31 protein-coding genes, 1 tRNA gene and 1 pseudogene are annotated in these 26,559 nt (G+C 70.9%); 13 read left to right on the top strand and 20 right to left on the bottom strand.

Features of this window, described 5'->3' with window-relative positions; genetic code table 11:
* Positions 1-145: 145 nt before the first annotated feature.
* The 6 genes and pseudogenes from M1D46_RS08150 to M1D46_RS08125 form a co-directional block, all read right to left on the bottom strand.
* A pseudogene (locus tag M1D46_RS08150) lies at positions 146-1,171 on the bottom strand (AMP-binding protein); the annotation flags it as partial.
* Between the two features lie 33 nt (positions 1,172-1,204).
* On the bottom strand, positions 1,205-2,890 hold the full coding sequence (locus M1D46_RS08145; protein WP_456287112.1) for an ABC1 kinase family protein: 1,686 nt from the start codon (positions 2,888-2,890) through the stop codon (positions 1,205-1,207).
* 5 nt (positions 2,891-2,895) lie between these two features.
* Entirely contained in the window at positions 2,896-3,438 is a 543-nt protein-coding gene (locus M1D46_RS08140) for a PadR family transcriptional regulator (protein WP_456287111.1), read from the bottom strand.
* Between the two features lie 62 nt (positions 3,439-3,500).
* A complete protein-coding gene (locus M1D46_RS08135; RefSeq protein ID WP_456287110.1) occupies positions 3,501-4,142 on the bottom strand; it encodes a UdgX family uracil-DNA binding protein in 642 nt (213 codons plus the stop codon).
* A 14-nt stretch (positions 4,143-4,156) separates the two neighbouring features.
* Positions 4,157-5,017: a Rieske 2Fe-2S domain-containing protein gene (locus tag M1D46_RS08130; protein WP_456287109.1), complete on the bottom strand. Its 861-nt coding sequence runs from the start codon at positions 5,015-5,017 to the stop codon at positions 4,157-4,159.
* 27 nt (positions 5,018-5,044) lie between these two features.
* Positions 5,045-5,644, bottom strand: a complete 600-nt coding sequence (locus M1D46_RS08125; protein ID WP_456284922.1) for an NADPH-dependent FMN reductase — start codon at positions 5,642-5,644, stop codon at positions 5,045-5,047.
* Positions 5,645-5,799: 155 nt separating this feature from the next.
* On the opposite strand from M1D46_RS08125, the gene M1D46_RS08120 reads away from it, so the two are divergent.
* On the top strand, positions 5,800-6,195 hold the full coding sequence (locus M1D46_RS08120; RefSeq protein WP_456287108.1) for a TraR/DksA family transcriptional regulator: 396 nt from the start codon (positions 5,800-5,802) through the stop codon (positions 6,193-6,195).
* A gap of 29 nt (positions 6,196-6,224) precedes the next feature.
* On the opposite strand, the gene M1D46_RS08115 is transcribed toward M1D46_RS08120, so the two are convergent.
* The gene (locus M1D46_RS08115) at positions 6,225-6,632 is read right to left on the bottom strand and encodes a VOC family protein (RefSeq protein WP_324011859.1); all 408 of its coding nucleotides are present in this window, start codon (positions 6,630-6,632) and stop codon (positions 6,225-6,227) included.
* 59 nt (positions 6,633-6,691) lie between these two features.
* Here M1D46_RS08115 and M1D46_RS08110 point away from each other — a divergent pair, with 59 nt between their 5' ends.
* The 5 genes from M1D46_RS08110 to M1D46_RS08090 all read left to right on the top strand — a co-directional run bounded on the left by M1D46_RS08110 (position 6,692) and on the right by M1D46_RS08090 (position 9,973).
* Positions 6,692-6,847 carry a hypothetical protein gene (locus tag M1D46_RS08110; protein WP_456287107.1) on the top strand — a complete coding sequence of 52 codons (156 nt, stop codon included), beginning with the start codon at positions 6,692-6,694 and terminating at the stop codon, positions 6,845-6,847.
* Between the two features lie 49 nt (positions 6,848-6,896).
* Positions 6,897-7,679, top strand: coding sequence for a histidine phosphatase family protein (locus M1D46_RS08105; protein ID WP_456287105.1), 783 nt, complete (start codon positions 6,897-6,899; stop codon positions 7,677-7,679).
* Entirely contained in the window at positions 7,663-8,544 is an 882-nt protein-coding gene (locus M1D46_RS08100) for an ADP-dependent NAD(P)H-hydrate dehydratase (RefSeq protein ID WP_456287104.1), read from the top strand. Before M1D46_RS08105 ends, M1D46_RS08100 begins: the two co-directional genes overlap by 17 nt.
* Before the next feature lie 7 nt (positions 8,545-8,551).
* The gene (locus tag M1D46_RS08095) at positions 8,552-9,202 is read left to right on the top strand and encodes a M23 family metallopeptidase (protein ID WP_456287103.1); all 651 of its coding nucleotides are present in this window, start codon (positions 8,552-8,554) and stop codon (positions 9,200-9,202) included.
* A 69-nt stretch (positions 9,203-9,271) separates the two neighbouring features.
* Complete coding sequence (locus M1D46_RS08090) at positions 9,272-9,973, top strand: haloacid dehalogenase type II (RefSeq protein WP_456287101.1); 702 nt, start codon at positions 9,272-9,274, stop codon at positions 9,971-9,973.
* Positions 9,974-10,022: 49 nt separating this feature from the next.
* On the opposite strand, the gene M1D46_RS08085 is transcribed toward M1D46_RS08090, so the two are convergent.
* Positions 10,023-10,739, bottom strand: a complete 717-nt coding sequence (locus tag M1D46_RS08085; protein ID WP_456287100.1) for a lysophospholipid acyltransferase family protein — start codon at positions 10,737-10,739, stop codon at positions 10,023-10,025.
* A gap of 120 nt (positions 10,740-10,859) precedes the next feature.
* Between M1D46_RS08085 and M1D46_RS08080 the strand changes: the two genes are divergently transcribed.
* Together M1D46_RS08080 and M1D46_RS08075 are read left to right on the top strand one after the other, a co-directional pair.
* Entirely contained in the window at positions 10,860-11,921 is a 1,062-nt protein-coding gene (locus M1D46_RS08080) for a flavin-containing monooxygenase (protein WP_456287099.1), read from the top strand.
* Between the two features lie 19 nt (positions 11,922-11,940).
* A complete protein-coding gene (locus tag M1D46_RS08075) occupies positions 11,941-12,573 on the top strand; it encodes a TetR/AcrR family transcriptional regulator (RefSeq protein WP_324011866.1) in 633 nt (210 codons plus the stop codon).
* Between the two features lie 26 nt (positions 12,574-12,599).
* Here M1D46_RS08075 and M1D46_RS08070 read toward each other — a convergent pair whose 3' ends face one another.
* Both M1D46_RS08070 and M1D46_RS08065 read right to left on the bottom strand, forming a co-directional pair.
* Positions 12,600-12,827 carry an alpha/beta fold hydrolase gene (locus M1D46_RS08070; protein WP_456287098.1) on the bottom strand — a complete coding sequence of 76 codons (228 nt, stop codon included), beginning with the start codon at positions 12,825-12,827 and terminating at the stop codon, positions 12,600-12,602.
* A 144-nt stretch (positions 12,828-12,971) separates the two neighbouring features.
* Complete coding sequence (locus M1D46_RS08065; RefSeq protein WP_456287097.1) at positions 12,972-14,246, bottom strand: sensor histidine kinase; 1,275 nt, start codon at positions 14,244-14,246, stop codon at positions 12,972-12,974.
* Positions 14,247-14,503: 257 nt separating this feature from the next.
* Between M1D46_RS08065 and M1D46_RS08060 the strand changes: the two genes are divergently transcribed.
* The 3 genes from M1D46_RS08060 to M1D46_RS08050 all read left to right on the top strand — a co-directional run bounded on the left by M1D46_RS08060 (position 14,504) and on the right by M1D46_RS08050 (position 16,580).
* Complete coding sequence (locus tag M1D46_RS08060) at positions 14,504-15,154, top strand: response regulator transcription factor (RefSeq protein ID WP_324011869.1); 651 nt, start codon at positions 14,504-14,506, stop codon at positions 15,152-15,154.
* A 245-nt stretch (positions 15,155-15,399) separates the two neighbouring features.
* Positions 15,400-15,939 carry an RDD family protein gene (locus M1D46_RS08055; protein WP_456287096.1) on the top strand — a complete coding sequence of 180 codons (540 nt, stop codon included), beginning with the start codon at positions 15,400-15,402 and terminating at the stop codon, positions 15,937-15,939.
* 11 nt (positions 15,940-15,950) lie between these two features.
* Positions 15,951-16,580 carry a hypothetical protein gene (locus M1D46_RS08050; RefSeq protein ID WP_456287095.1) on the top strand — a complete coding sequence of 210 codons (630 nt, stop codon included), beginning with the start codon at positions 15,951-15,953 and terminating at the stop codon, positions 16,578-16,580.
* A gap of 152 nt (positions 16,581-16,732) precedes the next feature.
* Here M1D46_RS08050 and M1D46_RS08045 read toward each other — a convergent pair whose 3' ends face one another.
* Both M1D46_RS08045 and M1D46_RS08040 read right to left on the bottom strand, forming a co-directional pair.
* A complete protein-coding gene (locus M1D46_RS08045) occupies positions 16,733-17,119 on the bottom strand; it encodes a hypothetical protein (RefSeq protein ID WP_456287094.1) in 387 nt (128 codons plus the stop codon).
* A 145-nt stretch (positions 17,120-17,264) separates the two neighbouring features.
* Positions 17,265-17,338: transfer RNA gene (locus M1D46_RS08040), tRNA-Pro, on the bottom strand.
* Between the two features lie 106 nt (positions 17,339-17,444).
* Here M1D46_RS08040 and M1D46_RS08035 point away from each other — a divergent pair.
* Positions 17,445-18,026 (top strand): N-acetyltransferase family protein, encoded by a 582-nt coding sequence (locus tag M1D46_RS08035; RefSeq protein WP_456287093.1) that lies wholly within the window; start codon positions 17,445-17,447, stop codon positions 18,024-18,026.
* A 37-nt stretch (positions 18,027-18,063) separates the two neighbouring features.
* Complete coding sequence (locus M1D46_RS08030; RefSeq protein WP_324011877.1) at positions 18,064-18,432, top strand: RNA-binding S4 domain-containing protein; 369 nt, start codon at positions 18,064-18,066, stop codon at positions 18,430-18,432.
* A gap of 9 nt (positions 18,433-18,441) precedes the next feature.
* On the opposite strand, the gene M1D46_RS08025 is transcribed toward M1D46_RS08030, so the two are convergent.
* The 8 genes from M1D46_RS08025 to M1D46_RS07990 form a co-directional block, all read right to left on the bottom strand.
* Entirely contained in the window at positions 18,442-19,341 is a 900-nt protein-coding gene (locus M1D46_RS08025) for an NUDIX hydrolase (protein WP_271173373.1), read from the bottom strand.
* A 414-nt stretch (positions 19,342-19,755) separates the two neighbouring features.
* A complete protein-coding gene (gene der / locus M1D46_RS08020; protein WP_282979224.1) occupies positions 19,756-21,282 on the bottom strand; it encodes a ribosome biogenesis GTPase Der in 1,527 nt (508 codons plus the stop codon).
* On the bottom strand, positions 21,272-21,955 hold the full coding sequence (gene cmk / locus M1D46_RS08015; protein WP_456287092.1) for a (d)CMP kinase: 684 nt from the start codon (positions 21,953-21,955) through the stop codon (positions 21,272-21,274). The genes der and cmk overlap by 11 nt, the downstream gene beginning before the upstream one ends.
* Positions 21,948-23,084 (bottom strand): prephenate dehydrogenase, encoded by a 1,137-nt coding sequence (locus tag M1D46_RS08010; RefSeq protein ID WP_456287155.1) that lies wholly within the window; start codon positions 23,082-23,084, stop codon positions 21,948-21,950. Before M1D46_RS08010 ends, cmk begins: the two co-directional genes overlap by 8 nt.
* Positions 23,085-23,095: 11 nt before the next feature.
* Complete coding sequence (locus M1D46_RS08005; RefSeq protein WP_421075237.1) at positions 23,096-23,893, bottom strand: pseudouridine synthase; 798 nt, start codon at positions 23,891-23,893, stop codon at positions 23,096-23,098.
* 204 nt (positions 23,894-24,097) lie between these two features.
* Positions 24,098-24,700: an SMC-Scp complex subunit ScpB gene (scpB, locus tag M1D46_RS08000; protein WP_282979226.1), complete on the bottom strand. Its 603-nt coding sequence runs from the start codon at positions 24,698-24,700 to the stop codon at positions 24,098-24,100.
* 45 nt (positions 24,701-24,745) lie between these two features.
* A complete protein-coding gene (locus M1D46_RS07995) occupies positions 24,746-25,621 on the bottom strand; it encodes a segregation and condensation protein A (protein ID WP_456287091.1) in 876 nt (291 codons plus the stop codon).
* On the bottom strand, positions 25,605-26,471 hold the full coding sequence (locus tag M1D46_RS07990; RefSeq protein WP_324011887.1) for a ParA family protein: 867 nt from the start codon (positions 26,469-26,471) through the stop codon (positions 25,605-25,607). Before M1D46_RS07990 ends, M1D46_RS07995 begins: the two co-directional genes overlap by 17 nt.
* Positions 26,472-26,559 lie beyond the last annotated feature (88 nt).

Here is a 26,559-nt window from a genome sequence, read left to right as displayed (position 1 = left end):
GACGGCCGCCGATGATCCGCGCCTGATCGTGGACCGTGGCCCACCCCGACGCATCGCGCAGCACGGCGTCGGTCGTGCCCGAGACGTAGCCGTCGGAGCACGCGGCGGCGCGCACCCACAGGGTGCCGGGCTCGCCGTCGGGCAGGTCGACGCCGTCGGCGTCGCGGACACGCACGGCGATCCCGTCGTAGACGTCGATGAGCGTGCCGTCGCCGCCGCGGCTGTCGCCGATGAAGCCGATCTCCGCCGCGCCGTAGTAGCTGATCAGGCGCACGTGCGGGAGCACCGAGGCGAGGCCCGCGCGGATGCGCGCCGGCAGGTTCGCGCCCCCGGTCACGACGAGCTCGAGCGACGCGAGCCGGTCGGGATCCCGCCGAGCCGCGGCGGTGAGCGCCTCGACGACCGCAGGGACCGCGACGACACGCGTGATGTGCTCGTCGCGGATGCGCCGGGTCGCGTCGAGGGGGTCGAACGCGTCGGCGAGGTGCACGCTGCCGCCCGTCGCCAGGCACTCGATCACGGCGTAGAGCGTGAGGCTGTACGAGACGGGGCCCGGCGCGAGCGTCGCGACACCGGGCAGCGGCTCGAGATGGGCGCTCGACACGGCGACGTTCTCGCGATACTGCCGGCGGGTCTTGAGGAACGCCTTCGGGTCGCTCGTCGTGCCCGAGGAGAAGAGCATGAGGAACGGCTCGTCCGCGTCGCGCACGGCCGGCGGCGCGGCCGGCCGCGTCTCGGCCTCTCGGCGCCGGACGTCGTCGAGCGAGAGGACGACGCCTCTCCAGCCGGCCTCCGCGAGCGCGGCGGCGAGCGCGGGATCGTCGCTCACGACGACGCCGATCCCGGTCGCGACGACGACGCGCACGCGATGCGCGAGCGGCCAGCGCGGGTCGATGACGGCGGAGACGGATCGGTGCCCCGCGAGCCCCGCGACGAGGCGCGCCGTGTGGAAGGCCGAGGTGACGCTGACGGCCGTGATCGGGATGCCCTCCGTCTCGCGCGCCGGGGCGGGCGGATGGTCCTGGGCGCCGTGGAGCGCGTCGACGACCGCGAACACGCGCCGCGAGTCCTCGACGAGGTCGGCGTACGAGAGCCGCTCGCCCTCCCCCGCGATCGCCGTCCGCTCGGGATGCCGCGACGCGACATCGAGGATCGTCGAGGTGATCGGCACGGACCCAGTCTAGGAACCCGTCTGGATGCCGACTCAGCGCCCGCGCGCGAACACGGCGTGCAGGAGCGGGAGCGCGGAGGCCGCCATGAGCCAGCCGCCGAGCGCCGCGTCGCCCGCGTGCAGGACCGCCCCGGCGATGAGAAGCGCGCTGAACACGATCGCGGAGCCCAGCCGCCGCGCGAGGTTCTCGAGCCGTGACAGGCGCCGATCGAGCCGCGGGGTCGACACCTCGACGGAGCCGTCCTCGATCCTCCCGATGAGGCCGTCGAGCCGCTTCGGCAGGCGCAGCGCGAGGCCTGCGGCGTCGAGTGCCTCCTTGGCGACGTCCTGCACGACGTTGCCGCCCTCGTCGCGCAGCAGCTGCGCGGCGTACGGCTCGACCGAGTCCCACAGGTTGAAGCGCGGGTCGAGCGCGCTGCACACCCCGGAGGTCAGCGACATGGCGCGCACGACGAGCAGGAAGTTCTCGGGCAGCTGGAACGGCATCGCACGGGCGAGATCGCCGAACTCCGCCGCGAAGTCCCGGAACTCACGCGGATCCACCTCGCGCAGCTCGGCGAACCCCATCCCGCCGAAGCGGGCGAAGAGCGCAGCGAGCGCGCGCTCGAGCTCGGCGACATCCGCGGAGGGCAGGAGGGCACCGACCGACCGGATCGCGTCGACGAGACCGCGGCCGTCGCGAGCCGCCGCGGCGATGAGCGCCTTGCGCAGCCCCGCGCGGGTGCTCGGCGGGACCTCGCCCATCATCCCGAAGTCGATGAAGGTGAGCCGCCACGAGCCGCCGCCCGTCGGCGTCACGAAGATGTTGCCGGGGTGCGGATCGGCGTGGAAGTACCCGTGCACGAAGAGCTGGTCGAACATGACCGAGGCGAACACGGGCGCGACCTCGGCCGGGTCGATGCCCGCCGCGCGCAGTCCGTCGGCGTCGGTGATCTTGATCGCGGTGACGTCCTCAAGGGCGAGGACGCGGCGCGTCGTGCGCTCCCAGAGCACCGCCGGCACCGCGACGCGGGCGTCGCCCGCGAAGTCCTCGGCGAAGCGCTCGGAGGCGGCGGCCTCGTGGAGATAGTCGATCTCCTCGCGGCACGTCTGGGCGAACTCCTCGATGAGCGCGGGCATGTCGACCCGCTCGCGGACGACGCGGACGCGGCGCAGCCATCCCGCGACCCGCCGGAGCGCCGCGAGGTCGGTGTCGACGACAGCGTCGATGCCGGGGCGCTGCACCTTGAGGACGACGCCGTGGATGCCCGTCTGGGCCGCGTCGGCCGCGGCAGGGCGCGCGCGGTGCGCCTGTCCGAGCGACGCGGCCGCGATCGGGGTCTCGTCCACAGCCGCGAACGCACGGTCGAGCGGGATGCCCAGCTCGGCTTCCGCGAGCGCGCGGACGTCGGCGAAGGCCACGGGCGGCACCTCGTCCTGCAGGCCCTCGAGCTCGGAGGTGATCTCGGGCGGGAGCACATCGAGGCGCGACGACATGAACTGCCCCGCCTTGATCATGAGCCCGCCGAGCTCGACGGCGAGCGCGTGGAAGCGCCGCGCGAAGCGCGTCAGACGCTGCGTCCTCGTGCGCTCGGCAACGCCCGCGAGGCCGATGCGCGGCAGCACGAGCTCGTACCACCACTCGATCGCGAGGTTCCGCGCCGCGAAGCGGAGGATGCGACGGTAGCGCGCGCGGGAGACGTCGTCGACGGGCGCGCCCGACGCGCCGGCGGCCGCCACCCCGCTCAGTCCTGCGCCAGGATCGCGTACAGCCGGCGCCGTGCCTCGTCGAGCACGTCCACCGCCTGCTGCACCTGCTCGGGCGTGCCGGTGCGGCCGACCTGGGCCGCTGCCTGCGCGAGCTCGAGACCCGCCTTCGGCAGCGCCGTGAACGCCGGGCGCTCAGCGCCCTCGGACGGCGACCCCCACGGGACGGAGGCGCGCGCGGCCTCCTCGCGGCCGGCGTCGGTCATCACGTACGTCTTGCGGCCGCCCGACTCCTCGGCGCGCACGAGTCCCTCGTCGGCGAGCAGCTGCAGGGTGGGATACACCGAGCCGGCGCTGGGCTTCCAGCTGCCGCCCGTGCGCTCCTCGATCTCACGGATGATCTGGTAGCCGTGCATCGGCTGCTCGGCGAGGAGCACGAGCACGGCCGCGCGCACGTCGCCGCGCCCCATCCGCGTGCCGCCGCGCTTGTCGAACGACGAGCGCAGCTGCTCCATCATCTGCCACATGCCCTCGAGGGGGGTGCCGCCGCCGAAGCCGCCGGCCGGGAACGAACCGCTCATGATCGTCTCCTTTATCTCGAACGATACTCAACGATATGTCGTCGAGAGCGATCGGGGAAGGGTCATCCGTGAGCGATCCGGGCAGCGGTCCGCAGATCGTCGACGAGGTGATCGAAGGCCGTCTGCCGATCCGTCGCCTCGCGGATGCGCAGCAGGCTCGACGGGTGCGCGGTCACGATCGTCGGCGTCACCGAGGCGTCCGCCGACTCGAGCAACGTGCCGCGTGCCTCGCCGATCTTCACCGGGGCGCCGAGAACCGACCGCGCGGCGGTCGCGCCGAGCGCCACGATGGCGGATGGCCGCACGAGGGCGATCTCGGCCTCGAGCCACGGTCGGCAGGCGGTGAGATGGCCGACGGCGGGCTTCTCGTGGATGCGCCGCTTGCCGCGCCGCTCGAAGCGGAAGTGCTTGACCGCGTTCGTGCGGTAGACATCCTCATCCGGCACGCTGGCGGCATCGAGGGCGTCCGCGAGGACCCGGCCCGCCGGGCCGACGAAGGGCTCCCCCTCGAGGTCCTCGCGGTCGCCCGGCTGCTCCCCCACGAGCATGAGACGCGCCGCGGCCGAGCCGCGCGAGAACACGACCTGCGTCGCGTCCTCCCACAGCTCGCAGCCGCGGCACGTCTCGGCAGCCTGCCGAAGGCCGTCCAGATCCGCTCCCTCGGGAACCCACTCCCCGGCGCCGGGGCGATCGATGTCGGCCACCGCCATCCGTCCGATCAGGCCGCGCGCACGAGCACGCGGCCGTCGTCGACCCGCACCTCCCAGCGCGGCTGCGGCACGCTCGCGGGGCCGCGATCGACGCTGCCGTCGTCGAGGCGGAAGCGGCTTCCGTGCCAGGGGCACGTGACGCAGCCGCTCGGGTCGAGCTCGCCCTCGTCGAGCGGCCCGCCCGCGTGCGTGCAGGTGGCCGAGAGCGCGTGGAGCTCGCCGCGCTGGCGCACGAGCAGAAGCGGCGTGTCGCCGACCGTCACCCTGTTGAGCTCGCCCTCGCGGATCTCGTCGTCGGCCGCGACGTCGTTCCACTTCCGGGTCGTCTTCTGGAACGCGGTGTGGTTGACGCCGATGCCCTTGACGTAGGACAGGTGCCCGCCGAGGTAGGCCGACGCCAGCGTGACGCTCACCGCGACGAGACTCAGCGCGACGCCGACCCCCCGGTGGCCGCGTCGGCGCGCCAACCACGATGCCGCCTGCAGCACGGAGGCCGTGCCGTTCGTCGCCGCGTGCACGAGGCCGACCCGCTTGTCGGGTCCGTACGTGTCGGACCAGTCTGCCGCGCCGGCGAGCGCCGTCGGCGCCGAGGCGACCAGGCCGAGTCCGACGAGCTTGCGCGAGGCCTCCGCGCTGTCCTCGCCCCCGACGAGGTCGAGGGCCGTCGCCGCGCCCCATGCGCCGATCGGCAGGTCGGTCAGGACGGGATGCAGCTGGTGGCCGAGCCACGAGCCCGACAGCGCGTTCTTGACGGGAGCGGCCTTCGTGACGGCCGCGACCCATCCGCTCACCTTCTCGACGATGCCGTCGAGCTCCTTCGTCTTCCCGATGCGCTCGACGAGGTCGTTCACGATCTTCGGTGCCTGCATGTCGTTCCCTCCTTCGTCTCGCGCGCGTCAGTGCATCGTGTCGGGGTCGGAGTCGCCCATGTGGCCCGGCAGCGTCACCGAGAGCACGCGCTCGACGAACGCCGCGTACTCGTCCATGTAGTGGCGGAGGAACTTCTCCGTGCCCTCGTCGGCGACCTCGCCGTCGTCACCGTAGACCTCGGGCTTGAACGTGATGTAGGCCTCGGGCGCGTTCAGCTGCGGTGCGTCGAGGAAGCTCAGCACGCTGCGCATCGACGACTGCATGACGGCGGTGCCGATCGCTCCGACCGATGCGCCGATGATGCCGGTGGGCTTGCGGGCGAAGGAGTTCTGACCCCACGGCCGCGATCCCCAGTCGATCGCGTTCTTCAGCGGCGCGGGGATCGAGCGGTTGTACTCGGGCGACACGAACAGCAGCCCATCCGACCCCTCGATGGCGGCCTTGAACTCGGTCACCGCGGGCACCGGGTCCATCTCGTCGTCGCGGTTGTACAGCGGGAGGTCTCGGATGGGGATCTCGGTGAGCTCGAGGCTGTCGGGCGCGAGGCGGATGAGCGCCTTCGCGAGCACGCGGTTGATGGAATCCTGCGAGAGGCTGCCGACGAGGTAGCCGATCCGATGGGTCATGACACGCTCCTTCTCGTTGCGGGTCACTTCGGTATAGCGCGTCGGCCCCCGGCATGTCACGGGGTTGCGCGTTCTCGCCGATGTCGGCATGCGGCCGCGGATGGTCGATGTCGGTGCTGCGTGGAAGGCTGTTGGGAACGACGGGAGGAGAGGGCATGGCAGGTCCCGAGGAGGCGGCCGCGCTCACGCCGGGCGACCTCGCTGAGCTCCGCGAGCTGCTCGTCGACGAGAGCCGGCGCGCCCGCGCGCAGATCGCGTCCCTCACGGGCGCGTTCGACGACATCGTGGGCGCCGTCGACCACACGGCGACCGACGACGAGCACGAGCCCGAGGGATCGACGATCGCGCTCGAGCGCTCGCAGACGAGCGCGCTGCTCGTCTCGACGCGCGCTCACCTCGCCGACGTCGACCTCGCCCTCACGCGCATGGACGAAGGAGCGTACGGCGTCTGCGAGAGCTGCGGTCAGCCGATCGCCCGCGAGCGGCTGCTCGCCCGGCCCGCTTCACGCACGTGCGTCGCGTGCGCGGCCCGCGCGCAGCGGCGGCGCTGACCACCGGATCGCCGGCGACCGTGCCCTCGTCAGGACGCGTCGGCCGGCGGATTGTGCATGAACTCGAGACGGATGCCGCTGTCATCCTCGACGAACGACGCGTAGTACCGGTCGGTGTAGCGCGGGTACTCCTTGGGGTCGCGCACGGGGGTCCACCCTGCGGCGAGCGCGATCGCGTGCATCCGGTCCACCTCCTCGCGCGAGTCGACCGCGAACGCGAGGTGCTGCCATCCGACCCGCCCGTGACGGTGGGGCCCGCTGTCGGGCTCGCGGGGCGGATAGATGATGAACTCCGTGTCGTCGCCGCGCTGCCAGGAGACGGAGCTGCCGTCGTCGAATCCGCACGTGTAGCCGAGCGCCTCGAGGATGGGGTGGTACTGCTCCTTGGCCCGCGCGAGGTCTTCCACGGTGATTCCGAGATGGTCGAGAAGTGCCATGCCCCCAGTGTCGCGGACGACCGCGTTACGCTGTGCACGACGCGAGCGAAGGAGCCGCCATGTCTCGACAGGAAGAGCATCACGTCCCCGCACCGGGCGAGCCGAGCGTGCCCGAGCTGGAGGACGACGAGACCGTCGCGCCGCGACCCGAGGAGGAGATCGCCGACGTGCTGCGGGCCGAGCCCGACGTCGAGGAACACACCCGCAGCGCGTAGGCGCGCAAGGGGTTGCCGACCGGCGGGGGCCGCTCGCTAGCCTCGGACGATGGCACTCCAGCGGCTCATCCTCATCCGCCACGGCGAGAGCGTCGGCAACGAGGCGGCGAGCGCCGCCGAGCGTGCGGGCGAGGAGGTCATCGACCTTCCGTACCGCGACGCGGACACACCGCTCTCCCCGACCGGCGAGGCGCAGGCGGCCGCGCTCCGCTCGGCGCTGCGCGCGCTCGGCGCGGGGGATGCGATCGCCTGGACGTCTCCGTATCGACGCGCGGCGCAGACGGCCGAGCGCGCCCTCGCGGAACTCGGCGCGCCCGCGGTCGCCGACGAGCGCCTCCGCGACCGCGAGCTGGGCGTGCTCGATCACCTGACCTCGCACGGCGTCGTCGCGCGGTATCCGTCGGAGGCCGAGCGACGCGACCATCTGGGCAAGTTCTTCTATCGTCCGCCGGGCGGCGAGTCGTGGGCGGACGTCGCGCTGCGACTGCGCTCGTTCCTCTCCGACGCAGCCGGGGCGGCAGCCGCGACCGGCGTCGTGTTCGTGCACGAGGCGGTCGTCCACCTGATCCGGTACGTGCTCGAGGGGTGGGATGAGCGCCGCGTCCTCGCCGCGGCGATCGAGGAGCCCGTGCCGAACGCATCGGCGACGGTGCTCGAGCGGGCGGACGGACGCTGGCGCGCTGCACGCGTCGGCGACGTCGGCCACCTGATCGAGGCGGGCGTCGAGGCGACGCTGCACACCGGGCGCCGGGACGCGCTGCCCAGCGGCGGCGAGATCGACCCCGGGCATCCCGACGACGCGGAGGCGGAATCGCGTGTCTCTGCGGAGTGAGCGGGTCACGCCCCGGCTGCTGCGCGGCTGGGGGCTTCCCGACCCTGGCGACTCGAAGTACTCGCGCGGCACCGTGCTCGTGGTCGGCGGGGCGCTGCGCAGCCCAGGCGCCGCCATCCTGGCCGGAACGGCCGCCCTCCGGGTCGGCGCCGGTCGGATCACGCTCGCCGTGGCGCGCTCCGTCGCACCGTCCGTGGGCGCAGCGGTTCCCGAGTCGGGCATCGTCGCGCTGCCGGAGACCGACCAGGGTTCCGTCCGCGCGGAGGCGAGCGCCCTTCTCGTTCCGGAGCTCGACCGCGTGCAGGCCGTGCTCGTCGGGTCGGGACTCGACGACATCGAGGTCGCGGGGCGCCTGCTCGCGTCGCTCGCGACCGAGGCGCCGGAGTCGGTCGTGTTCGTTGTCGACGCGTTCGCTCTCGGTGCGCTCGCAGCCGATCCCGACCTCGCCTCCGCCGTTCGCGGGCGCCTCATCCTCACGCCGAGCCCGACCGAGCTCGGCGTGCTGCTCGACGAGGACGAGGTGGATGCCTCTGATGCGCGCGAGATCCGGCGAGCGGCCCGCGAGACGGCCCGCCGGTACGGAGCGGCGGTCGCGACGCAGTCGCTCGTGGCCGATGCGGATGGCAGCGCCTGGGCCATCCGCGCGGGCGGAGCGGGCCTGGGCACCTCAGGAAGCGGCGACGTCCTCGCGGGCGCCGTCGCGGGGTTCGCCGCCCGCGGGGTCTCCCCCGCTCGGGCCGCCGTGTGGGCGACCTACGTGCACGCGAGCGCGGGCGACGAGCTCGCACGCGGCACGGATGGCGTGGGCTTCCTCGCCGGAGAGCTCGCGCCACGGTTCCCCGGGGTCATCGCGGACGTGAGGTGACAGCGACATGAGCACTTCGATCGATCTGAGATATCCCTTCGCAGGTCGTTGGCTCGCGCGGAACAGTCCGGCGAACCGGGTTCCCAGCCACGGGACGCGGCTGTTCGCGACGGACTACGCCATCGACTTCGTTCCCGTCGACGAGACCGGGCGCACCGCCCCGATCACCCTCGGCTCTCTCGTGAAGCCGGAACCCGTCGACAGGTTCCCCGGATTCGGGCGCCCCGTCCTGGCTCCTGTCGATGGCGTCGTCCTGGCGGTGCACGACGGCGAGCCGGATCACCCTGCCTATCGCGGGCTGCCCTCGCTCCGCTACGCGCTGACCCAGCGGCGTCGCGCCAGGGCCGGCTGGATCGCCTTGGCCGGAAACCACGTCCTGATCGAGAAGCGCGGCGTCATCGTCGCGCTGTGCCACCTGCGTCAGGGCAGTGTCGCCGTGCGCCCGCGGCAGGAGCTGCGGATCGGCGACGTGCTCGGCGAATGCGGGAACTCGGGAAACAGCACCGAGCCCCACGTCCATGTGCAGGCGCTCGACAGCCGCGACATCGAGCGAGCCGGTGCCGTCGGCATCACCTTCAACGGCACGCTCCCCGCGAACGGCGAGGTCATCGACGCAGACGCGCATCCCCGAGCGCTCGTTCCCCCGTCGGGCTCGTGAAGCTCCGAAGACCCTGCGCGAATCCCGGCGAGCCGGATGCGCTGTCGCGTGCGCCGTTAGCGTGGCGGTGTGGAGCGTGCGCAGAGGATCCCTGACGGCCCATCCGCCCGGCCGCGAACCTTCGTGTTCGACATCGTCGGGACGCTGACCGACGAAGTGGGCACGGTGCAGAGGGTCGTCGCGGAGGTGCTCCGCCTCTCCGACGCCGAGTCGCTCGCCTTCGCACGCGAATGGCAGGCGGGGCTCGAGTCCGAGGTCGACGCCGTCGTTCGCGGCGAGCGCGACTGGGCCGACTACGAGTCGCTGAGGTCGGAGGCCCTGAGCGGCGTGCTGCAGGAGCGGCAGGATCGGCCGGGGCGCGCACAGCTCAAGGCGCTGCGGCGGGTCGGGTGCTCTCTGGCCGCTTTCCCGGGTGCCGCCGACGAGCTCACCGCGCTCGCGGAGTCCGCACGCGTCGTCGGGCTGACGAACAGCACGCTCCCGGCGGCATCCGCGTTCTCGGCAGCGGCAGGGCTGCGGTGGCACGCTCTGCTCTCGGCCGACCTCGTCCGGGCCTTCAAGCCGCAGCCCGAGGCGTATCGCTTCGCGATCGACGCCCTCGGGCTCATCCCCGAGGAGTGCGTCTTCGTGGCTGCGCATCCGTGGGATCTCGACGCTGCGAAGGGGTTCGGGTTCCAGACGGCGTACTACCCACGGCCACATGCCGACGCGCCCGCGGCGTCGGACGCGTACGACTACACGATCTCTTCGCTGCGGGAGCTCGTGAGCTGAGCCGCACTGCGGCCACGAGGTCGCTGCGCACGCCGCCTCGCGCCGCGCGTCAGTCCCGCGACGACGCGTTGACGCTTCCCGAGCGCTCCTGTCCGCTGAGTGCGGCGATGGCAGCCATCATGCGCTTGGTGATCTCACGGCGCGCCTTGCCGTCAGGCATGCCTTCGAGGTCGGTGAGGTCGAGCGGCTCGCCGAAGCGCACCTCGAGTCGCGGCCGCCCGGGGAGGAGATGGCTGAACGGCGCGACGGTCCCGGTTCCGATGAGGCCGACGGGCACGACGGCGGCGCCGGTGTCGCGGGCCATCCATGCCGCGCCGCCGTGGCCGTCGTGCAGCTTGCCGTCACGCGAGCGGCTGCCCTCGGGGAAGACGGCGAAGACGCTGCCTGCCCGGAGGATGCTGCTTCCCGCGTCGAGCGCGGCACGGGCGTCGCGTCCGGTGGCGCGCTGGACGGGAACCCCGCCGATCGAGGTGAAGAACCAGCGCTTGGCGCGGCCGAGAGCCCCGGGGCCGGTGAAGTACGCCGACTTGATGAGGAACTGCACGGGCCGCGTCGCGGAGGTCGGGATGATGACCGTGTCGAGCGACGCGAGGTGGTTGCTCGCGAGGAGCACGGGGCCGCTCGCCGGCACATTCTCTCGCCCGGTGACGCGCGGGCGGTAGAGCAGCCAGAACAGGGGACGAAGGATGACGCGGCCGATGAAGTACACGGCGCCGGGGCGGGGAACCGGCGCCGCGGCGGGAGTCGGCGAGACGGGGGCTGGCACGTCGTCACCCTATCCGGGCCGGGCGCCGATGGCGGTGAGGAGAGCCCCGTTGACGCCCGACCTCTCGCGGCGTAGCGTCGAATTCATACGAAGCATGTTCGTACGAATAGGGAGCGCGCCATGGACACCGACGTCCTCATCATCGGCGCGGGGCAGTGCGGCCTCGCCCTCAGTCGCGAGTTGATGCGACGACATGTGGCTCACGAGGTCGTCGATGCCCGCGAGGCACCCGGCGACGTATGGCGCGACCGCTGGGACTCCCTGCGGCTGTTCACTCCCGCGCGATTCGATGCCCTTCCCGACCGCCCGTTCCCGGCCGACTCGGCATCGTACTGCCCTCGCGGACGCGAGTTCGCCGACTACCTCGACGACTATGCCGAGGCCATCCGCTCTCCCCTGCGGATGGGCGTGCGCGCGACGCGCGTCGTCGCCGCGCCGGCCGGCGGATTCATCGTGGGCCTCGAGACCGCTCGCGGCGCGGCCGAGATCGGCGCGCGGCGCGTCGTGATCGCGACCGGCGGTCATGCCGAGCCTCGGGTTCCCGCCGAGGCGGCCGGCCTCGACGCCGGGATCATGCAGGTGCATTCCGGTGACTACCGCCGTCCGGAGGATCTGCCCGGCGAGCGCGTGCTTGTCGTGGGGTGCGGAGCGTCGGGCGTGCAGCTCGGCATCGAGCTCGCGCGCAGCGGGCGTGAGGTGACGGTCGCCGGGCGCCCGACCCCCGCCATCCCGAAGCCTCTGCTCAACGTCGCGGGCGCGCTCTGGTTCGCGTTCCTTCACCACGTCCTGACGCGTGCGACGCCGATCGGGCGCAAGGCGGCGCCGCGTGCGCTCCGGGCGGGCGCGCCGCTCATCGGCCTCAGCGCGCGGGCGCTTGATGAGGCCGGCGCCACTCGAGCGCCCCGGTTCGTCGCCGCGGTGGACGGTCAGCCGGCGCTCGCCGACGGACGCGTCGTCGCGGTGGACACGGTGCTCTGGGCGACCGGGTACCGCCCAGCACTGGACTGGATCGAGGGCCTGCCCCTCGACGAGCTCGGGCTGCCGGAGCATCGTCGGGGCATCTCGACGGTCATCCCCGGCCTCGCGTTCCTCGGGCTGCCCTTCCAGTTCGGGCTCACGTCGACGCTCATCGGCGGAGCCGCTCGGGACGCCGCGCACGTCGCCGCGGAGATCGCGAGATGACCGGCGGGATGAGCACGACGTGACGCCGCGCGCATACCGCTCCCCCGTCCGGGCCGAGCGCGCCGGCCGCACCCGCGCGGCGGTGATCGACGCGGCACGCCATCTCCTCGTGACCGAGGGATTCGACCGGACGACGGTGCACAAGATCGCCGCGCGCGCCGGCGTGAACGTCGACACGATGTATCGGGCGGTAGGACGGAAGCCCGACGTGATCCGCGCCGTCGTGGAGTCCGCCCTGTCCGGCACGGCGGAGACGGTGCCGGCTCATGAGCGCGACTACGTCCTGCGGATCAGGGCCGCGGCGACGGCGGGCGAGAAGCTCGACCTCTACGCCGGAGCCGTCACCGCCATCCAGCAGCGACTCGCACCCGTCTTCGCCGCGCTCAGCGACGCCGCTCGCACCGACGACTCGTGTCGGCGGCTGTGGGACGAGATCTCGGAGCGCCGCGCGCTGAACATGCGGGACTTCGCCGCCGACCTGCGCGCAACGGGCGAGCTGCGGGACGACCTCGACGACGAGGCGGTAGCGGATGTCGTCTGGAGCATGAACGCCCCCGAGTACTGGAATCTGCTGGTGGGGGCACGCGGATGGCCCCCCGAGCGCTTCCGCGCCTGGCTCGCGGATAGCTGGAGGCGCCTGCTGCTGGTGTGAGCGGTGCAGCGCGCGTGCCCCGCAGCTCAGTCCGCGTGGGCGCTCAGGAACGGGATGACCGCGTCGATGACGGCGGCGGGATTCTGCTCGGCCGGATAGTGGCCCGCTCCCGGGCGGACACGGCCCGTGACGTCGCTCGCGAGGCCCCTCATCCCCTCCTCGACGGCGCTGCCCATGCCGAACTCCCCGCCGAGCGCGAGCACCGGCGTGCGGATCGGGTCGTCGGCGATTCGACGAACGGCACGCGCGTCCACTTCCGCAGTGCGGTAATAGGAGCAGAAGCAGGCACGAATCGCCAGCATCGAGGATCTCGGTTTCGCCCGGTTCGTGAAGTTCTATGACCCTAGCAACAACTTTCTCGGTGCGATCGAGTTCTCCGAGGAAGCCAGCACCCCGAGTTAGTGTGCTGCGCGGCTCTCCGTCGCGACTATTCGCTCCAACTCCGCACCAGAGGCAGGAACGGTGGCACGGAGGACCCACCCATCCGCGGTGGCTTCTGATTGCAGCTGCCCTCCGTGGTGGATGAGGCGCTGGCGGGCGCGCACGAGGCCACGGCCTCCCCCGCTGCCGCCGACCGCTCCGCTCGCCAACGGCGTCGAGACGTTCTTCACGGCGAGCTCGACGGTTTCGGGCTGACGAAGGATCTCCACGCTCGCGGAGCGTGAGTTCGGGGCGTGCTTGAGGATGTTGGTGACGGCCTCTATCGCGGTCTCCGTGAGCGCCCGATCCGCAGCCGGCGTCGCACCGAGCGGAGTGCGAGGCGTGGAGACACGCGTGGGGATGTGGGCATCTTTCAACAAGGCTCCGAGGGATGTCACGACGTCGACGACGTCGCCCTCATACCGTGTCGGGCATGAACCCGCGCCGCCAGCACTGGTGTCGCGGATCAGAGACAGCAGGGACTGGATTCTCTCAAGCGCCTTCTCGGCGGAGTCTTCGATCGTCGAGAGGGACACCTGCCGTGCTGCCTCGTCTGGCTGGCGCGGCAGTGCGCGGGCGTGGAACAGCACGAGCGTGAGATCGTGCGCGATCCCGTCGTGCAGCTCATCGGCGATCCGCTCCTGCTCCTCCCGCGCCAGCGTCTCGAGATCTCTCACAACGCGGGCACGTTCGGAGGCGAAGATCGCCTCCCGTGCTGAGACGAGCCGAAAGGTGAGACCCGCTAGGAACGAGATCACTGCGATACCCGCGATCCCGAAGACCCCGCCGTCGGTGAGGGACGAGCCGTTCAGAGCGATGTCCGCGGTGATCACGCCGAGCACCACGACGTGGATCACGATCACCCAGGGTGCGCACGTCGCTGCCACCAGTCCCAGCGCGATTGCCAGCTCGAGAAGGTCGCCGGCGCTGCCGGCCAGCACCGCGCCGAGGCCGCAGATCACCATGACCATGAACGCCGCAGTCAGGGGGTGCCATGCGAAGGCTGCGATGGCGGCATAGAGCATCAGCGCAAGCAAATCTGCTCGGGCGAAGCGCCCGGTGGCGACGATGAAGCCCAGAGCGATACACACCAGGACGCTAACGACGACGATGAGCAGGATGCGGGCGATCGGATGCAGGGATCGCTGCTGCCGGAACTGTCTGGAAACGAGCATTCGGCGCAGAGACGTCCGTCCCGGGTCGGAGAGCGTCAGCTCGCCGCCGGCGCGAGGACGATCGCGCGGTTCAGGCACAGATCCCCAGCACCTTGCACAGCCAGTCGCCGAGGTCGGCATTCGCCCCACTGGCCAGGCGAACCAACGATGCGAGGCTGAACATGGTCGGGGTGTGCATGGTGACTCCTCACGGTCAAGACACGACCTCTGCCCGAGCGGGCGACGGCGTCCCGGTACATGGATGTTCCTCCACACTACGTCGCACCTCCCCAGGGCTGGAGAACCATAGCCCTGGGGCTACAGATTCGCCCTCGCAAGAGCGATAGCGTGAAGAGGTGAGTGAAGTCGTGCGCGTTCTCGTCGTGGACGATGAAGCCCTGGTGCGCCACGCCCTTCGGGCCTTCATCGCTGACGATGCACGAGTCACCCTCGTGGGAGAAGCCCAAGACGGCTCGGAGGTCGTCAAGGCATGCAAGCAGGCTCAGCCGGACGTGGTGCTGATGGACATCAAGATGCCCGAGGTCAGCGGCGTCGAAGCCACCCGTCGTGTCCTGGAGTGGAACCCGCGCTGTCGCGTGGTCGCGCTGACGACGTTCACCACCGAGTGGCGCGCCCTCGAGGTGCTTCATGCCGGTGCTTGCGGATACCTGGTGAAGAACTCCACCCCTGGGCAGATCATCGACGCCATTGTCGCCGCCCACGCCGGCGACCGCGTCGTCTCACCCGAAGTGCAAGAGCGATTCGTGCGCGCCGCGATCGCGTCCGGCGACGGACGCTTCACCGATGGTCCCGCGCTCAGTGACCGAGAGCGGCAGATCATCGAGCTGATCGCGAGGGGCATGTCCAACTCTGAGATCGCCGACGAGCTCCACTACGCCGAGAGCACGGTGAAGGCCGACATCAGGCACATCAACCAGCTGTGGGGTGTCGAGAACCGCCTGCAGATCGTTCTCCGTGCCACCGAGCTCGGCATCATCAACCTCTGACGCGTACGTGCAGCGCGCGAGCAGTCCTCGCCCCGTTCCGGACCCCTTCTTCTGAGTCCCATTTCCCTCGCCTGACCTCGCTCCCGGGGGGCAAAACTCGCATAGTCCCTTGAGAATGCACCACCCTTCTGGAATTCATAGCCCCAGGGCTAGGAAGCCCCGCCAGCCTTGCTGAACCGCCGCGACTCGCCTCAAACTGCGGTGAAGGCACAGCGCTAGCGAACCAGAGGGATCGTCCCCCGGTGATGGACGCACAAAGCCAGAGTCCGCAGACATGGTTTCCGCGCACGAAGGATGGTTTCACAGTGAATGGGACGAAAGACGCGGAGATGGTCCACTCAGCAAGAGGCTCCGTCAAGGACCGGGAGAACACAATGAAGGTGCTCTGGTGGAGAAGAGCGGGCGACTTCCTTGTGGGGACGCTGATCCCCTGGTCGCTTCTCTCCCAGCTCCTCGGCACCGTCTTCTTCCGCCGGTCCTGGCCGGGCGGATGGGGAGGGGCGCTGGTCGCGACCCTCGCTTTCGCCGCAATCGTCGTGATCGGCTCCGCCTTGTCGAAGGACGGCCAGACACCGTCCCAACGACTCTGTGGATTGCGCGTCCTGACTCTCGATGATCGTGTGGCTGGGCGGGGACGACAGGCGGCCCGAGCGGCCGGCCATCTCCTCGACATGCTGAGTCTCGGGGTCGGATTCCTCTGGCCGCTCTGGGACAGCCGGGCGCAGAGCTTCGCTGACAAGCTCGCGGCCACTGTCGTGGTTCGGGCTGGCACGAAAAACCACTGAGAAGGGAAATCATGAAGAGTGCAAAGATCGCCAACGTCATGCTGGCATGCGTCGTAGCTGTCGGCGTCCTGGCGGGAGCAGCACCCGCCCAGGCTGCGGACACTGAAGGTGCGGTGTCTCAGTTCAACACCGAGGCTGAGCAGTCGCTGAAGACTCAGCTTGACGCAGCCGTGGACACCAACGGCCTCGAGGCTTCGTTCGGGGACATCAGCATCGACGCTGGTCCGGACGTCGTCGCCCTCTACGACGGAGACGCGGACGCGTACGCCGCCGACATCATGGAGGCGTTCAAGAGCGACGCTCCGACACAGGAGCCGAACCGCGTGACTCCGTTCGCGAACTACACCTCCAGTGTCTTCGCCGGTGTCCCCGCGGGCGGTGCCTGCTGGATCAAGCAGGACTTCTCCGCCACCGTGAGCAACTACAAGGTGACGTCGAAGAGCCTGCGTGGCAGCTCCTACCAGGAGGGCGTCTGCGTCTTCCAGTGGTCCCCGAACTACTCGTGGTTCGAAGGATCATTCAACGTCCTGAGCAAGGGCACGTTCCACGCCATCATCAAGGGCGGCCCCGTGAGCTTCGCGGCGACGTTCAAGGCGATCTACACCGTCAACAAGTCCTCACTGACACAGCACGTTCAGTAGTCCGATTACACCAGCGAAGGAGGCTCGGGACAATGATGCCGTCATCCGATGCAGCCGCCAACGCCACCGTGCGTCGCGCGGCAGCAGCATTCGCACTGCTGTCGGCCCTCCGCTCGTAACGGAAGACGGCGGCCTCGAGGGGCTGTGCCTCTCTACCCAGTTGACGGCACCCGTGCCGTGGCGCTCACCTGAGACCGAGCGGCACCCGGTACGTGATCACTTACTCGAAGGTAGGTCGCCGAGACGGCTCGGGTATGCGGCGACATCTCCACGACCGCGGTGACGCCGTAGGCGTCTTCGATCAGTGGTGCCGTGATGACATCCTCTGGTGCTCCTGCTGCCGTTATCCTCCCGTGCTGCAACACGATGACTGTGTCGCAGAAGCGGGCGGGGAGGTAGAGGTCATGCAACGCGGTCACGACTGTGAGGACCTCACTGCGGAGCAGCTCGAGGAGCTCCAGCCGGTAGCGGATGTCGAGATGGTTGGTCGGCTCGTCCAGGACGACGATCTCGGGGTGCTGAGCGAGGGCTCTGGCCAATTGAGCCCGCTGCTGTTCGTCGCGATAGCCCTGCTACAGGACATCTTGCCTATCCCTGGGGCATGCGCGGGGTGCAAGAACGGTCGAGGAACCAGAAACGAAACAGTGGGCCCTGATAAGAATCACTTCTCATCAGGGCTCTCTGTCGGGATGACAGGATTTGAACCTGCGACCCCCTGACCCCCAGTCAGGTGCGCTACCAAGCTGCGCCACATCCCGTAGCCCGCGCGGACGCGGACAACTCGAACAGTCTACCGGGTCGAACGAGGTGCCGCGAACCCACACGACCGCCGCGTGTGTCGGCGGTCGGGGGTAGCGTCGGGGCATGGCTGAGATCACGACGGCGCCGGCCACCACAGCGCAGTGGCACGACGTGCAGAGCGCCCTCACGGGCGGCGGCGACGGCCGCAGCTGCCAGTGCATGTGGCCCGTGCTTCCGAACAAGGAGTGGCAGACCACGTCCGTTGACGAGCGCGAGCGCATGCTGCGCGACGAGATCGACGCCGGTCAACCCCCGGGCCTCGTCGCCTACGCAGATGGCCGGGCCGCCGGCTGGGTGCGCGTGGGCCCGCGACCGGCGCAGCGGCGCGTTCTGCGGTCGCGCATCGTGAAGTCGGGAACACAGGAGCCTCTGGAGGACGACGGAGTCTGGGCCATCACGTGCTTCTCCATCCGCCGCGAGCACCGCGGCCAGGGCATCACGCGCGCGCTGCTCGACGCGGCCGTGGACTATGCACGAAGCAACGGGGCGCGCGTGCTCGAGGCGTACCCCATCGACACGGACTCCGGGCGCGAGACGCGGTCCAACGACCTCTACGTCGGCGCCCTCTCAACGTTCGCGAATGCGGGGTTCGAGGTCATCGCGCACCCGACCCCGTCGCGAGCCGTGGTCGCTCTGCGCCTCTGACCGCCCTGCGGCGAGCGCGCCGTACGATGGACGGATCATGAGCGAGTCCGTTCGAATCGACGTCTGGCTGTGGGCGGTGCGCGTCTACAAGACCCGGTCCGCGGCGACCACGGCGATCCGCGGCGGACACGTGCGGGTCAACGGCGACCACGTGAAGGCGGCCTATGCCGTGAAGGTCGGCGACGAGGTGCGCGTGCGCATTAACGGCTTCGACCGGATTCTCGGCGTCCGCGGGATGCTCCAGAAGCGCGTGTCGGCGCCACTCGCAGCAGAGGCGTATGAGGACCGCACTCCCCCGCCACCGCCTCGTGAGTTCGTCGCGCCGATCGTCACGCGTGACCGTGGCGCAGGCCGACCGACGAAGCGCGAGCGACGAGAGATCGACAAGCTGCTCGGGCGCAGCTGAGCACCGAGATCAGTCCAGCTGCTCGAGGAGCCAGCGCGTCCCCTCGACCGCCGCGCCGACCTCGTCCAGCCGCCGACGCAGCTCCCGATCGCTCGTGACCACAGTGAGCCGCAGCCCCGACGCGACCATCGCCTGGGCACGACGGACGATCTCGTCATCACCCGAGCCATCCGCGGAGAACACGCGCACGCCATCCGCGTCCTCGACGCCGCGCGCAGCGCCTTCGACCACCATCGCGAACAGCGGAAACCACCGCATGCCCTCGAGCCCCAGCGTCGGTGCCTCGATACCGCGCTCGGCCAGGCGGGCGATGCGGTCGCGCAGCCGTGTGGCGGCGCCCTGGCGGTCGCGCCACCATCCGTCGGGCACCGCGCCGACGACGTTCGCCGCGTCGACGAGCACAGCCGGACGGATGTCCAGACGAGCACGCAGATCGGGCCACGCGGCAGCGAACCCCGGATGAAGCGGCAGCGCGTCGACGATCGCGGGCGGCACCCACGCGAGCTCGAGGCTCTCGGGGTCGCTGATCACGGGCTCGAACGGATCGGCGACATCGGCCACGACGGTCGTGTACCGCCAGATGCGGGCATCGAACACGTGCGTGAAGCGCGGGACGATCGCACCGTCCGGCACGCCCGCCTCCTCCTGAGCCTCGCGGACCGCGCCTCGCAGCGGGCTCTCGCCCTGGTGCAGCGCGCCGCCCGGGAGAGCCCAGGTTCCGCCGAAGTGGCTCCACCCGACGCGGTGCTGCAGGAGAACACCGCGCGCGGGATCGACGGCGAGGAGCCCGGCAGCGCCGAAGCGGCCCCAGTAGCGCGTGCCGTCCTCCGCGACCACCCACGCGTCACCCGGGTCGCGCGGGCCGTCAGGCCGTCGCGGCTCACCGGGCGCGGGAGGTTCGATCGTCACCCTTCCAGCCTCGCATATGCCCGCGCGAGCCGGATCACGCGCGGGCGCCGCCATCCGCCGTCACCTGCCAGAGCCGCAGCCATCCGCCGTTCCTGAAATCGGACCGGCGGTGCACAAGTCGCCCGCTGAGCACGACACGCGCACACCAGCCCCACCGATCCGAATCCGGACACGCACGCTGCCAGCGCCGCGGCCATCCGCCGTTCCTGAAATCGGACCGGCGGTGCATAAGTCACGCCCTGAGCACGACACGCGCACACCAGCCCCACCGATCCGAATCCGGACACGCACGCTGCCAGCACCCCGCCCTGGCCGTCCACCCCGCCCCAGCGACCCACCCCGCCCCGGCGGACCGCCCCGCAGACGCACGGAGGGCGCCCTTCCGAAGAGGGGCGCCCTTGCGACGGTCGCGGCCTATCGGCGCTGGCGCTTCTCGCGCACGCGCATGTTGATGACGATCGGCGTGCCCTCGAAGCCGTACAGCTCGCGCAGGCGTCGCTGCACGAAGCGGCGGTAGCCCGGGTCGAGGAAGCCGGTCGTGAAGAGCACGAAGGTCGGCGGACGCGTGCCCGCCTGCGTGCCGAACAGGATGCGCGGCTGCTTGCCGCCCCGAAGCGGGTGCGGGTGCTCCGCGACGAGCTCCGTGATGAACGCGTTGAACTTGCCGGTCGGGATGCGCTGGTCCCACGACTCGAGCGCCTGCTCGAGGGCGGGCACGAGCTTGTCGAGACGACGGCCGGTCTTCGCCGAGATGTTCACGCGCGGCGCCCACGCGACGTGCGCGAGATCCTGCTCGATCTCGCGCTCGAGGTAGCGGCGGCGATCCTGGTTGATCATCTCGGGGCTGTCCAGCATGTCCCACTTGTTGAACGCGAGCACGAGCGCGCGCCCCGACTCGAGCACGAGGTCGATGATCCGCACGTCCTGCTCGCTGATCGGCTGGGTCACGTCGAGCACGACGACCGCGACCTCCGCCTTCTCGAGCGCGGCCGAGGTGCGCAGCGAGGCGTAGAAGTCCGCGCCCTGCTGCATGTGCACCCGGCGGCGGATGCCCGCGGTGTCGACGAGACGCCACAGCTTGCCGCCGAGCTCCACGACCTCGTCGACGGGGTCGCGCGTCGTGCCCGCCAGGTCGTTGACGACCACGCGCTCCTCGCCGGCCGCCTTGTTGAGCAGCGACGACTTGCCGACGTTGGGGCGGCCGAGGATGGCCACACGACGCGGCCCGCCGATCTCGTGCTTGGCGACGGCCGACACGTCGGGCGTCTTCGCGAGCACGGCGTCGAGCAGGTCCGCGACGCCGCGGCCGTGGATGGCCGAGACCGGGTGCGGCTCGCCGAGGCCCAGGTTCCACAGGGCGGCGGCCTCGGGCTCGTGACGCGCGTCGTCGACCTTGTTCGCGACGAGGAAGACGGGCTTCGACGTCTTGCGCAGCAGGCGGACGACGTGCTCGTCGGTCGAGGTCGCGCCCACCGTCGCGTCCACGACGAAGAGGATGACGTCGGCCAGCTCGATCGCGACCTCCGACTGCAGGGCGACCGACCGGTCGATGCCCTTCGCGTCGGGCTCCCATCCGCCCGTGTCGACGAGCGAGAACCGACGGCCGAGCCACTCGGCCTTGTAGGTCACGCGGTCGCGCGTGACGCCCGGCGTGTCCTCGACGACGGCCTCGCGGCGGCCGAGGATCCGGTTGACGAGCGCCGACTTGCCGACGTTCGGGCGGCCGACGATCGCGATGACCGGCAGGGCCGGAAGGTACTCGATCCCGTCGCCCTCGTCGTGCAGGCCGGCGAGCAGCGCCGCATCCTCGTCGTCGAGCTCGTAGTCCTCGAGGCTCGCGCGCAGGGTCTCCGCGCGGCGCTCGACGAGCTCCTCGTCGAGCTCCGCGAGCTTCTCGGCGAGCCGGTCCGGCTCGCCCTCGTACTCGTTCTCAGCGGCCATCCCGGCCTCCCGTCTTCTCGTCGATCACCGCGAGCACGGCGGCGACGCTCTGGTCGAAATCCAAGTCGGTCGTGTCGACGACGTCCACTCCGGGCGCGGCGTGGAGGAAGTCGACGACCTTGCTGTCTGACGCGTCGCGCTTGCGCATCGCCTCCGCCACGGCAGCGGTGTCGGGGTCGCCGAGCTCGGCCGACCTCCGTGCCGCGCGCACGTCGGGGTGGGCCGTGAGCAGGATGCGCACGGGCGCGTCAGGCGCGACGACGGTCGTGATATCGCGCCCCTCGACGACGACGCCCGGGAGCCCCGACTCCGCCACGAGCACGCGGAAGAGCGCGTTGATCTTCTCCCGCACCGGCAGCACGCGCGCGACGCCGCTCACGGCGGCGGAGGTCTCGGGCGTGCGGATGGCCTGGGTCACGTCCGTCTCGCCCACGCGGATGGTCCGCACATCGGGATCGAGGGAGACCACGGGCTCGAAGGTCTCGAACGCCGCGAGGACCGCGTCGGCGTCGTCGGTCGAGGCGCCGGCGGCGAGCACGTGCCATGCGAGGGCGCGGTACACCGACCCGGTGTCGAGGTAGCCGTAGCCGAGACGCCGGGCGCTCTCCTTGGAGACGCTCGACTTGCCCGCGCCCGCGGGGCCGTCGATGCCGATGAAGAAGGGTTCAGTCACTGGTGCTCGCAATCCGCCAGCCGCGGGACTCGAGGCCCTCCACGGCGGCGCTCAGGATGGCCGGGTCGACCGCGATCTCCGCGAGGCCGAGCGGGGCCCCCGGAGAGTGCTCGAGTCGGAAGTCCTCGACGTTCACGCCGATTTCGCCGAGGTCGCCGAACAGCCGGCCGAGCTGGCCCGCCACGTCGTCGACCATGACGACGAGCGACTCGAAGCGTCGGCGCTGGCCGTGCTTGCCCGGCAGGCGCTCCACGCCGACATTGCCGCGGCGGATGGTCTCGGCGATCGCGCGACGGGCGCCCGGGGCGTCAGGGGCGCGAAGGGCCTCCGCGGCCGCGGCGAGATCCGCGGCGAGCGCGTCGAGCGCCTCGACGACGGGCTCGGCGTTCGCGCTGAGGATCTGCACCCACAGCTCGGGCGCCGAGTGCGCGATGCGCGTGGTGTCGCGCACTCCCTGCCCGGCGAGGCTCAGAGAGAGGTCGGGGGCATCCGCGAAGCGCGCCGCGAGCAGGGACGCGACGACCTGGGGCACGTGTGACACGAGCGCCACCGAGCGGTCGTGCTCCTCGGGCGTCATCTCGACCGGCACGGCGCCGAGGTCGAGCGCGAGGGCCTCGATGCGCGCGAGGTCGGCCGCGGGCGTCTCGCCGTCGCGGCAGATCACCCACGGGCGCCCGGTGAAGATGTCGGCGCGCGCGGAGATCGCCCCGCCGCGCTCGCGACCGGCCATGGGATGCGAGCCGATGTAGTGCGTGAGGTCGACGCCGCGGGCGCGCAGGGCCCGCAGCGGCTCGAGCTTGACCGATGCGACATCCGTGACGACCGCGCGCGGGAAGCGCGCGAGCTCCGACGCGACGACGTCGGCGACGACGTCCGGCGGAACGCACACGACGACGATCTCGGGGTCGTCGCCATCCGCAGCGGGGCGGCCCGCCCCGTAGTCCACCGCGAGCCGCAGCTGCGACGGCGACGTGTCGGCGAGCGCGACGTCGACGCCCTGCTGGGTGAGCGCGTGCCCGATGCTCGCGCCGAGGAGGCCGGATCCGACGACGCGGACGGTGCCCGTGACGCGTGCGGCGCGGCCGCTCACGGTCGTCGGAGCGGCGTCGGACACGACGCCGCTCGGCATGCCACTCTCGCTCACGAGGTCTCCTGCTCCTCCGATGCCGGAGTCTCGACGCCATCGGCGGGCGGAGCATCCGTCTCACGGCGCGACAGGGTCAGCAGCGCGCCACGCTCCACTTTAGTCAGCTCGCGGGTCTGGCCCACTGGGAGGGTTCCCAGGTGCAGGGGCCCGAACTGGCGGCGCACGAGCTCGAGAACCGGATGGCCGACCGCCGCCATCATGCGGCGCACGATCCGGTTGCGCCCCGAGTGCAGGGTGAGCTCGACGAGGCTCGAGTCGCCCGAGGTGTCGAGCAGGCGGGCCTTGTCGGCGGCGATCGGGCCATCCTCGAGCTCGATGCCGCGCGTGAGCTTCGCGATCGTCTGCGGCGTCACCCGCCCCTCGACCTTCGCGATGTAGACCTTCGTGACGCCGAAGCTCGGGTGGGCGAGCACGTGGGCGAGCTCGCCGTCGTTGGTCAGGACGAGCAGGCCGCTCGTGTCGGCGTCGAGCCGGCCGACGTTGTAGAGGCGCTCCTCCCACTCGCGCGTGAAGCGGCGCAGGTCGGGGCGGCCGCGGTCGTCCTTCATGGTGCTCACGACGCCCGTGGGCTTGTTGAGCATGACGTACCGCTTCGTCGTGTCGAGTTGAACGGCTGTCCCGTCGACGTCGACGAGGTCCTTCTCGGGGTCGATGCGCGTGCCGAGCTCGGTGACGACGGTGCCGTTGACGCGCACGCGCCCTTCGACGATGAGCTGCTCCGAGACACGGCGGGATGCCACACCGGCGTTCGCGAGCACCTTCTGCAGGCGGATGCCCTCTGCCTCTGTCATGCGCTGTTCCTCTTCTTCCTCTTCGCATGTCTCACGCGCGGCGGCAATACCCCGGCCTTTCCCGCGACGCGTGAGACATCAGTGCGTCGTGCGCTGCCCCGTGTCTCGCTTCCCGCTGGAATCATGCCGCGTTTCCGGCGGGAAGTGAGACATGTGTCGTCTCCGGCCGGAGAAGAGACAGGCGTCGGAACGGCCCGTTCGTCCTCATGCGGTGAGCTCGTCGAACCCGTCGGCGCCGTCATCGAGCAGCGGCGAGATCGGCGGGAGCTCGTCGAGCGAGTTGATCCCGAGCTGCTGCAGCAGCAGGTCGGTCGTGCCGTAGTTGACCGCGCCCGTCTCCGGGTCGGCATAGAGCTCGGTGATGAGCCCGCGCGCGAGCAGCGTCCGCACGACGGAGTCGACGTTCACCGCACGGATGGACGCCACCTGCGAGCGCGTCACGGGCTGCTTGTAGGCGATCACCGCGAGCGTCTCGAGCGCGGCCTGGGAGAGTCGCGCCGGCGCCTGGCCCCCGACGAAGTCCGCGACGAGGTCGTCGAACTGCTCGCGCACGTAGAACCGCCATCCGCCGCCGACCTCGCGCAGCTCGAATCCGCGCACAGGGCCGCCCGCTGCGCCGTCGTAGTCCGCGACGAGCGTCTCGATCGCCTGGCGCACGGCGGGCACAGGTGCCCCGACGGCCGTCGCGAGGCTCACGACGCTGAGCGGCTCGTCGGCGATCATGAGCACGGCCTCGAGACGCTGCGTCACGGTGCCGCCCGCCGGCGCGTCGACGCGCTCCGCCGTCTCCGTCTGCTCGTCGCTCATCCTCGCCCTCCTGCCTCGGCCATCCGCTTCCGTCCTGCTCCGCGCTCAGCGGTCATAGTCGGCCCCCAGACTCGCCAGCATCTCATCCGACCACTGCTCGGATGTCCAGGTGAGGGTGAGCTCGCCGAGCGGCTCGAGCTGCTCGAAGCTGATGGCCGCATGCCGGTAGAGCTCGAGGACCGCGAGGAACCGCGCGACGACGACGCCGATCTGATCGACCCCCGCGACGAGCTCCCGGAAGCTCATCCTCTCGCGGGAGCGCAGCTGCGTGACGACGATCGCGGCCTGCTCGCGGATGGACACGAGCGGCGCGTGCAGGTGGTCCAGCCCGACGTGGGGAAGGGCCTTCGGGGCGAACGCGAGCATCGCGAGCGCCGCGAACTCCTCCTTCGTGAGCGTCCAGATGAGCTCCGGGGTCTTCGCGCGATGCTTCTCCTCGAGCGGCACGGCGCGTGCGTGGCGCCCGTCCTCGGCCTGCAGGCGCGCCCGGAACCACCCGGACGCCTCCTTGAACGCGCGGTACTGCAGCAGACGGGCGAAGAGCAGATCGCGCGCCTCGAGCAGCGCGACCGACTCGGCGTCGACGAGCTCGCCCTGCGGAAGGAGCCCCGCGACCTTCATGTCGAGCAGCGTCGCGGCGACGACGAGGAACTCGCTGGCCTGGTCGAGGTCCTCCTCGGGCCCGAGATCGCGCAGATACGCGATGAACTCGTCGGTGACCCTGCTCAGCGCGATCTCGGTGATGTCGAGCTCGTGCTTCGAGATGAGGGTCAGCAGGAGGTCGAACGGCCCGTCGAAGTTCCCGAGCGAGACGCGGAAGCCGCCGCTTCCGTCCTGCTCCGCGGCCCCGGCCGGGTCTGCCTCCTCCGCGCGCGGGGCGAGCGGAGTCTCGTCGTGCGCCGCGTCAGGCGACGGCGCCACGGGCCACCAGCTCCCGTGCCAGCCGGAGGTAGGCCTGAGCCGCCGGGTGCTCGGGTGCGAACTCCGTGATGGGCACGCCCGACACCGACGCGTCGGGGAACTTCACGGTGCGGCCGATGACCGTCTCGAGCACCTTGTCGCCGAACGCCTCGACGATGCGGTCGAGCACCTCGCGCGAGTGCAGCGTGCGGGAGTCGTACATGGTCGCGAGAAGCCCGTCGAGCTCGATCGCCGGGTTCAGGCGGTCGCGCACCTTGTCGATCGTCTCGATGAGGAGCGCGACGCCGCGCAGGGCGAAGAACTCGCACTCGAGCGGGATGAGCACGCCATGCGCCGCGGTGAGCGCGTTCACGGTGAGGATGCCGAGCGAGGGCTGGCAGTCGATGAGGATGACGTCGTACTCGTTCGCGATGCCGCGGAGCACGCGCGCGAGGATCATCTCGCGGGCGACCTCGTTCACGAGGTGCACCTCGGCCGCCGACAGGTCGATGTTCGCGGGGATGATGTCGAGCCCCTCGACCGCGGTGTGGACGATCGCCTCGTGCGCGTCGCGCTTGGGCTCGAGAAGCAGGTCGTAGATGGTCGTCACGTCGTGCGTCTGCACGCCGAGGCCCGCCGACAGGGCGCCCTGCGGATCGAAGTCCACGGCGAGCACCTTGCGCCCGTACTCTGCGAGCGAGGCCGCGAGGTTGATCGTCGTGGTCGTCTTGCCGACGCCGCCCTTCTGGTTGCAGAGCGCGATGATCCGGGCAGGGCCGTGGCTGTCGAGCTTCGGCGGCGTCGGGAACCCCTGGTACGGACGACCGGTCGGGCCGATCGGTCTCTCGTCCTGCTGGGCCTTGCGCGCCACCGAATCCCCTGCTCTCACTGTCCTGGTTGGTCTCGATACGACCTGTCCGAGTCTAATCGCCCTCTCTCCCGACCCGGTGAGCCGACGC

The sequence above is a fragment of the Microbacterium sp. JZ70 genome, from assembly GCF_053903225.1.
The sequence above is the reverse complement of the archived record's forward strand: the minus strand, read 5'-3'. Positions and strand labels throughout refer to the sequence as shown.

What these genes read in the sequence shown, in the direction of transcription:
- M1D46_RS08140 (WP_456287111.1), bottom strand. Translation starts at nt 3,438, where the DNA reads ATGAGCGGTTCGTTCCCGGCCGGCGGCTTCGGCGGCGGCACCCCCCTC.
- M1D46_RS08130 (WP_456287109.1), bottom strand. Translation starts at nt 5,017, where the DNA reads ATGCAGGCACCGAAGATCGTGAACGACCTCGTCGAGCGCATCGGGAAG.
- M1D46_RS08125 (WP_456284922.1), bottom strand. Translation starts at nt 5,644, where the DNA reads ATGACCCATCGGATCGGCTACCTCGTCGGCAGCCTCTCGCAGGATTCC.
- M1D46_RS08120 (WP_456287108.1), top strand. Translation starts at nt 5,800, where the DNA reads ATGGCAGGTCCCGAGGAGGCGGCCGCGCTCACGCCGGGCGACCTCGCT.
- M1D46_RS08115 (WP_324011859.1), bottom strand. Translation starts at nt 6,632, where the DNA reads ATGGCACTTCTCGACCATCTCGGAATCACCGTGGAAGACCTCGCGCGG.
- M1D46_RS08110 (WP_456287107.1), top strand. Translation starts at nt 6,692, where the DNA reads ATGTCTCGACAGGAAGAGCATCACGTCCCCGCACCGGGCGAGCCGAGC.
- M1D46_RS08105 (WP_456287105.1), top strand. Translation starts at nt 6,897, where the DNA reads ATGGCACTCCAGCGGCTCATCCTCATCCGCCACGGCGAGAGCGTCGGC.
- M1D46_RS08095 (WP_456287103.1), top strand. Translation starts at nt 8,552, where the DNA reads ATGAGCACTTCGATCGATCTGAGATATCCCTTCGCAGGTCGTTGGCTC.
- M1D46_RS08080 (WP_456287099.1), top strand. Translation starts at nt 10,860, where the DNA reads ATGGACACCGACGTCCTCATCATCGGCGCGGGGCAGTGCGGCCTCGCC.
- M1D46_RS08055 (WP_456287096.1), top strand. Translation starts at nt 15,400, where the DNA reads ATGGACGCACAAAGCCAGAGTCCGCAGACATGGTTTCCGCGCACGAAG.
- M1D46_RS08050 (WP_456287095.1), top strand. Translation starts at nt 15,951, where the DNA reads ATGAAGAGTGCAAAGATCGCCAACGTCATGCTGGCATGCGTCGTAGCT.
- M1D46_RS08035 (WP_456287093.1), top strand. Translation starts at nt 17,445, where the DNA reads ATGGCTGAGATCACGACGGCGCCGGCCACCACAGCGCAGTGGCACGAC.
- M1D46_RS08030 (WP_324011877.1), top strand. Translation starts at nt 18,064, where the DNA reads ATGAGCGAGTCCGTTCGAATCGACGTCTGGCTGTGGGCGGTGCGCGTC.
- der (WP_282979224.1), bottom strand. Translation starts at nt 21,282, where the DNA reads ATGGCCGCTGAGAACGAGTACGAGGGCGAGCCGGACCGGCTCGCCGAG.
- M1D46_RS08010 (WP_456287155.1), bottom strand. Translation starts at nt 23,084, where the DNA reads ATGCCGAGCGGCGTCGTGTCCGACGCCGCTCCGACGACCGTGAGCGGC.
- M1D46_RS08005 (WP_421075237.1), bottom strand. Translation starts at nt 23,893, where the DNA reads ATGACAGAGGCAGAGGGCATCCGCCTGCAGAAGGTGCTCGCGAACGCC.
- scpB (WP_282979226.1), bottom strand. Translation starts at nt 24,700, where the DNA reads ATGAGCGACGAGCAGACGGAGACGGCGGAGCGCGTCGACGCGCCGGCG.